Here is a 6,692-nt window from a genome sequence, read left to right as displayed (position 1 = left end):
ACATCTGGCCCCAAAAGGCGCTCGCCGATTTCTGTCTTGGTGTAAGTGCCGACTTTCGTTATGACCTCGCGACCCAGCCAGTCGATCAGTACCCGCGCGCTGCGTTGAACCAACTTAATTCGCTGTAGGAGTTTTGTATGACCGAACGCATCCAACACGGCAGTCTCGCCATCGACCGCGAGCTGTACGACTTCGTCAATAACGAAGCCATTCCCGGCAGCGACATCGACGCTACCGCCTTCTGGTCGGCCTTTGAAAAAATCGTCGCCGACCTCAGCCCCAAGAACCGCGCCTTGCTGGCTCGCCGCGACGAGTTACAAGCGCAGATCGATGCCTGGCATCGTGCCAACCCGCAGGCGCCGTTTGCCGACTACAAGGCCTTCCTGACCGAGATCGGCTACTTGCAGCCCGAAGGGCCCGATTTTGCGGTGACCACCGAAAACGTCGACGAAGAGATCGCCACCCTGGCCGGCCCACAACTGGTAGTGCCGGTGAAAAACGCCCGCTACGCGCTCAACGCTGCTAATGCCCGCTGGGGTTCGCTGTATGACGCGCTCTATGGCACCGATGTGATCGCGGAAGACGGCGGCGCCGAGAAAGGCAAGGGCTATAACCCGGCGCGCGGCGCCAAGGTCATCGCCTTTGCCCGCGATTTCCTCGATGCCACCTTCCCGCTGGAAATCGGCTCGCACCACGATGCCACCCTATACAGCGTCAACAGTGGTCGCCTCAGCGTCAGCCTCAAGGGTGGCGAATCAAGCTGTCTGAATGATCCTTCCGCCTTCGTCGGCTACAGCGGCGATGCGGCACGGCCCAGCGGCGTGCTGCTCAAGCACAATGGCCTGCATGTGGAAATCCAGATCGATGCCAGCCACCCGATTGGCGCCACTGACGCAGCCCATGTGAAGGACCTGTGCCTCGAAGCGGCCGTCACCACCATCCAGGACTGCGAAGACTCGGTCGCCGCCGTCGATGCGACCGACAAGGTCGAGGTCTACCGCAATTGGCTGGGCCTGATGCTGGGCACGCTGGAGGACACCTTCGACAAGGGCGGCAAGCTAGTCACCCGCCGTATGAATGGCGACCGCGTGTTCACGGGCGCCAATGGCGACGAGCTGAAGCTGCATGGTCGCTCGCTCATGCTGCTGCGCAATGTCGGCCACCTGATGAGCAATCCGGCCATCTTGCACAATGGTGACGAAGTATTCGAAGGCATCATGGATGCCGCCATCACCGCCCTGATAGCCAAGCGTGATATCGAGGGCAAGGGCGCGCTACGCAATAGCCGCAGCGGTTCGATGTATATCGTCAAACCGAAGATGCACGGCCCGGACGAGGTAGCCTTCGCCTGCGAGCTGTTCGACCGGGTGGAAGATGCGCTGGGTTTGCAGCGCCATGCACTGAAGATCGGCGTGATGGATGAAGAGCGCCGTACCTCGGTCAATTTGAAGGAATGCATCCGCGCTGCGAAAGATCGCATCATCTTTATCAACACCGGCTTTATGGACCGCACCGGCGATGAAATCCACACCGCCATGGAAGCCGGCGTGATGGTGCGCAAGGAGGCGATGAAGGCCAGCAAGTGGATCGCCGCCTATGAGAACAGCAATGTCGATGTGGGCGTCTTGTGCGGTTTGCAAGGCCGGGCGCAGATCGGCAAGGGCATGTGGCCCAAGCCCGACCTGATGGCGGAAATGGTCAAGACCAAGATCGGCCACCCGCAAGCCGGCGCCAACTGCGCCTGGGTGCCATCACCGACTGGCGCCGTGCTGCATGCCCTGCATTACCACCAGGTCAATGTGGCGGCTCGCCAGCAGGAGCTGAAGTCGCGCACCCGCGCTTCGGTCGACGACATCCTCACCCTGCCGCTGGCCCCTTCCACCGACTGGTCGGCCGACGAAATCCGCAGCGAGCTGGAAAACAACTGCCAGGGCATCCTCGGCTATGTGGTGCGCTGGGTGGACCAGGGCGTCGGCTGCTCCAAGGTGCCGGACATCCACAACGTCGGCCTGATGGAAGACCGCGCCACCTTGCGCATTTCTAGCCAGCATGTCGCCAACTGGCTGCGCCACGGCATCGTCAGCGAAGCGCAGGTACGCGAGGTGATGCAGCGCATGGCCGCCATCGTCGACCAGCAAAACGCCAACGACCCGGCCTACCGGCCGATGGCGCCAGCGTTTGATGGCATTGCTTTCAATGCAGCTTGCGAATTGGTATTCGAAGGCGTGAAACAGCCCAATGGCTATACCGAGCCGGTATTGCACCGGGCAAGATTGGCGCTGAAGGCGGCCGTCAAGCACTGACTTGGTCAATGCACCAATGCCAAGCCCCCGTAACAGCGGGGGCTTGGCACGTCAGCGACCTATCAATGCCGCAATCCGGACGGCGTGGAATCGCCGGACATCGTCCAGGCCGGATCAGCCGGACGCACACCCTGCTCCGGCGAAGCCGGTGCGGGCAGCCAGCCTCGCACACGACGCAGCACGCCCGACCAGGTTTGCAATTCGTAGTAGCGCTGTAGCTCCCACACCAGACACCCAATCCAGAATAGCTCCAGCATCAGCAACAGATCGACAGTAAAGCCGAATGCCGTACTGACCGGTTGGCTGCTAGCAGCCCCCCAGAGCAACTGCGCCACACCAAACAAGGCAAGAAAGCTGACCGCCGCCACCAGCCGCAGATAGATACGCCGGTACAACAGGCTGAGCGGAACCAGCACGCCCAGGAACAAGCACAGCGGCCGGTAAGCGTCTAGCGCCTGCTGCAAATGGCCTTGGCTGCGCAGCAACAAGCCGCTGGCACCATTCAGCTGCCCAGCAATGACGGCCGGCTTTACCCCGAATATCCCGATGACAGCGCCATTGGCATGGCTGTCATGAAACGGGGCCAGCAATAGCGGCAAGGCAACCAGCAATTGCAATAACAACAAGGGTTTCACCCAATGCAGCGGAAACGGCATGGCGGCAAGGCGGCTGGTCAGCCATAGCGCGAACAGAGCCAGCATTGGCAGATACACATACTGAGGCGCCGCGCAGGCAGCCACCAGCAGGGCAGCGGTCAATGCCATGCTGCGCCAGCGGCGGTCGATCAAATAGGCGGCCACGCCGGCAAGCAGGGCCAGCATCAGGGTTTGCGCCGGATCGAACGATTGCAGCGCCGCCAGATAAGGCAGCCGCGCCACCAAGAGCAAACCGGCGGCAAAGGCCGGCACCATCAGCCAGCGCGGCATGCGCGCCTGGGCAAGCACTTCGCGACAGACCAGGTACAGGGCGTACAGCAAAACCGACTTGCTGGCAAAGCCCGCCAGCTGCAGATTGTAGCTATCGGCAAACAAGGCCTGCACCGCACCGAACAAGGCAAACTGCAATGCTGCCGCACTGAAGCCGCTCACCGCACCCGGCCCGCTCGCGTATAGGGTAGCGACGAGTGGCTTGCTGCCATACAGCAGCAATAGGGCCATGCCCAGCAGGCAAACCCGCAACGCCAGATCTGACCCGAACAGTCGGATGATTTTCATGTTTCAGACTCCCCATTCACGCAGGCTAAGGCCCGGTGCCCGGCCGACAAAAAAGGAGCGGGATCGCAGCAAGGCGCCATCGATCCCGCGCGGGCCATACCCGCCACCATGCACCGAAAAGTGCATCGCGACCTTGCCACCATCGCGCTCCGCCAAGCACGGACGATGACCGAATCACACCGGTAGGCTTATTGTGCAGGGAGCGTTTGCTGGGCGCTGTGAGCTAGTTCACAGCTTGGAAGGAAAGCCTGGCCAGGCGCCATCACAGCGGCGGTGGCGCGACAAACTGGCTGCTTTGCAGCTGGCGATTTTCCTGGTCGGCATGGCGGCGTGCCTCGCGCAGCTGGCCATCGAGCTCATTGAGCGTGCGCAAGGTGGTCTGCAATTCCTCTTCCAGCTTGATGCTGGCAGCATCGTTGGCCTTGCGGCGTGCAGCAATGGCCTGGCGGCGTTCGCTACTCTCGGCCGGAACAATGCTGGCTTGCTGCTGCGCCTGTTCCAGCCGCAGGTTTTCCTGGGAGCGGCTACGCAACTCCTGCTCGATGCGCCCCTTCAGGGCGATCAGCTCATTGCGGCGTCGGCTCAGTTCATTTACATCGAGCCGGCTGCTGCAACCGGCGAAGCAGTATTCGCCGGTAAACGAGGTGTAGACATAGGGCGTCTGCTTGCGGCCAAACGCCAGCAGGCTGTCATTCTGCACACCGGCGCTCACCCGCTTGATCATCTCTTCGACGCTCAGCTGCGGCACGGTGAGGTTGCGCAAGAAGTGCTGGGTCAAGGTGCCATTGCGCCCGTCGCCATCGAAGGCTTCTTCGTTGGCACCCGTGGCATAGACCACGATGGTGCCGGCGGGCACGAACTCCATCCGCGCCAGGCCATGCAATGCCTGCTTGTTGTTAAGCCAGGGGTTGCTGCGGCAGGCATCCAGCACTACCAGACTCAGGCGGTTATGCACGCCATCGAGCGCCTGCATCAGCACCTTGACATTGACCGCCTCGGCATCGAGCGCCGTGGGCGTGCGCAAATTGGCCTCGGTAGGAATCAGGTAGTTCTCGCCAGCCACCTGTACCGCATGCCCGGCGTAGTAAAACACGCCGACATCGCCAGGACCGAGCGCCGAGGCCAGCGACTGGATATGCGCACGCAGGCTGGCGGCCGTCTTGATATTGAGCTGGCAGCGGGTTTCAAAGCCCAGCTTGCGAAATGCATCGCAAACATCGTTGGCATCGTTGACCGGATTGCGCAGGCTGGGCGCATTGGTGTAGGCGCCATTGCCGATCACCAGCGCCACCCGGTGCGGTGGCGCCACTTCGGCGGCCATGGCGGGTACCAGCAGGCCGCACGTCAACAGCAGCGCATTTCCGACCAGTCGTCGGGCGCGCTCTGCAACGGTGGGCGAGCGAGGCTGCATCAGTAGGCATCCATGGCGGTGGAAAAAGACAAGCGGCGAATATTAGCACGCACCTTTGCTACCTCAGCCAGTCCAGCAGCGGCACAGCGGAAAAAACGCCATAACGCATGCCGAAGGCTGCGCGCCTTGGTTCAGCACCCGGAAACGCGCACATTTAAGGAAACTCTGAACGAATCGAGTTTTCGACCACCACCGCATGTCCCGGGGGGACCCGGGACTAACGCAAGAGTAGATAGGTCATTGATTTCTCGTGTTTCATTCCACCCCCTCCGCCCCCGCCGCCGCGGGGGAACCGCGCATTTGGCGCGTTAGGCGATTCGTTCAGAGCTTCCCTAACGATCATTTAAATCGAAGTACGCCTCCTCAGCCTGCCAGCGACCCGCGCGGTACCAGGCACGCAGGCTGGCCGCATCGAGCGCCCAGGTCTCGACCGGTGCGGCAATATCGTTTTGCCAGCCAGCCTGTTCCAGCCAGCGTTGCCAGTCGGCGATATCGGCGGCACTGATCGCGTCGTCGCTTTCATGCAGCGCCCAGATATCCATCGCCTGATCACGTCCGCGCACGCGGATGCGGGCAATCCGGCGTGCCAGCATGCCCTGCTCGGTCGCAAAGGCAACAAAGCTGTCGGTCACCAGCAGGCGCGCATTGAAGTAGCGAGTCAACGCCTCCATGCGCGAGGCAAGGTTCAAGGGGTCGCCGAGGATGCCGAATTTGCGTATGCCGTTTGCCGGGCCGATCTCCCCCATGCATACCTCGCCTTCAACCAAGGCGATGCCGGCATAACTGAGCGGGCCGCTGCCAGCCTGGGCAGCCTGCCGGGCCACCTCGCGAAAGAAGCGCTGCTGGCGCTGCTGCATGGCACGGGCCGCCTGCAGTGCCTGATGATGCTGCGCCTGCCACTGTGCCGGATCAGCCACCAGGCGCGGCCAGTAATAGCACACCATATCGCCGACATAGGATTCCAGCCAGGCACCGTAGTGCTCCTGCATATCCTGGCTCACCGTCTCGATATAGGCATTCACCAACTGGAATACCGCTGCGGCCGAGGGCTGCCGGCTGGTCAGGGCGGCATACTCGGCAATATCGCTCATCAGCACCAGGGCCGGCAGCTGGCCCTCGACCAACAGCAAGTGACGCGCTTGTGGCGGCAGAAAGCGGGCAAACACGCCGCTTTGCCAGGTGCGCAGCTTCATATGACCGGCGAAAATCAGCAGCATTGCCGCCAGCAACGCGGCGAGCATGGCATCCACCGGCCAGTACGCCCACGGGTAAACAAAGGGCGCTGCCAGCAAAAGCATGAGCAACAGCAGCCCGACACCGGCGAGCGCCAGTGCCGGACGCAAACGGCTGCAGGCGGCGATGCCGAGCAGCACCAGCACGGCCGTGAGCATGCCGGACAACCATGTCGGCGCCGGCCGTGGCCCATCGCCGGCCAGCGCGGTTGCCACCCCATCCTCGACGATGCGGGCACCGGCACGCAGGCCATGAATGCCGGCTCCGGCCGGCGTCATATGGATATCTTCCGGCGTGTTGTCGTCGGTCAGTTGCAATACCACCACCCGGTTGCGCACACTATCCGCCAGTTGCTGCCAACGCTGGTCGCAACTGCTGAGCATGCTCAGGGGGATGGCCGCCGAAGCCGCGCTGCTGAAGCGCAGCGGCTGGCATGGCTTGCCGCCACACTGCTGCAAGGACTGCCCAGCCGGCGCCACCGCACCAACCAGGGTTGCCGGCCCGCTGAGTACCGCGCGCACCAGGCCATCG

4 protein-coding genes are annotated in these 6,692 nt (G+C 62.5%); 1 reads left to right on the top strand and 3 read right to left on the bottom strand.

Annotated elements, in window-relative coordinates; translation table 11 throughout:
* The first annotated feature begins 137 nt into the window (after positions 1–137).
* Positions 138–2,303 (top strand): malate synthase G, encoded by a 2,166-nt coding sequence (locus tag ACE3OH_RS17530; RefSeq protein WP_374356065.1) that lies wholly within the window; start codon positions 138–140, stop codon positions 2,301–2,303.
* A 62-nt stretch (positions 2,304–2,365) separates the two neighbouring features.
* On the opposite strand, the gene ACE3OH_RS17525 is transcribed toward ACE3OH_RS17530, so the two are convergent.
* The 3 genes from ACE3OH_RS17525 to ACE3OH_RS17515 all read right to left on the bottom strand — a co-directional run.
* Entirely contained in the window at positions 2,366–3,517 is a 1,152-nt protein-coding gene (locus ACE3OH_RS17525) for a hypothetical protein (protein WP_374356061.1), read from the bottom strand.
* A 262-nt stretch (positions 3,518–3,779) separates the two neighbouring features.
* The gene (locus ACE3OH_RS17520) at positions 3,780–4,928 is read right to left on the bottom strand and encodes a caspase family protein (protein WP_374356058.1); all 1,149 of its coding nucleotides are present in this window, start codon (positions 4,926–4,928) and stop codon (positions 3,780–3,782) included.
* A gap of 332 nt (positions 4,929–5,260) precedes the next feature.
* Positions 5,261–6,692, bottom strand: a 1,432-nt coding sequence (locus tag ACE3OH_RS17515; protein ID WP_374356056.1) for an adenylate/guanylate cyclase domain-containing protein, incomplete at its 5' end; no start/stop codon positions are given.

The organism is Chitinimonas sp., assembly GCF_041904975.1.
Taxonomy (GTDB): Bacteria; Pseudomonadota; Gammaproteobacteria; order Burkholderiales; family Chitinimonadaceae; genus Chitinimonas.
This window is presented reverse-complemented; position numbering and strand designations above follow the sequence as displayed.

What these genes read in the sequence shown, in the direction of transcription:
- ACE3OH_RS17530 (WP_374356065.1), top strand. Translation starts at nt 138, where the DNA reads ATGACCGAACGCATCCAACACGGCAGTCTCGCCATCGACCGCGAGCTG.
- ACE3OH_RS17525 (WP_374356061.1), bottom strand. Translation starts at nt 3,517, where the DNA reads ATGAAAATCATCCGACTGTTCGGGTCAGATCTGGCGTTGCGGGTTTGC.
- ACE3OH_RS17520 (WP_374356058.1), bottom strand. Translation starts at nt 4,928, where the DNA reads ATGCAGCCTCGCTCGCCCACCGTTGCAGAGCGCGCCCGACGACTGGTC.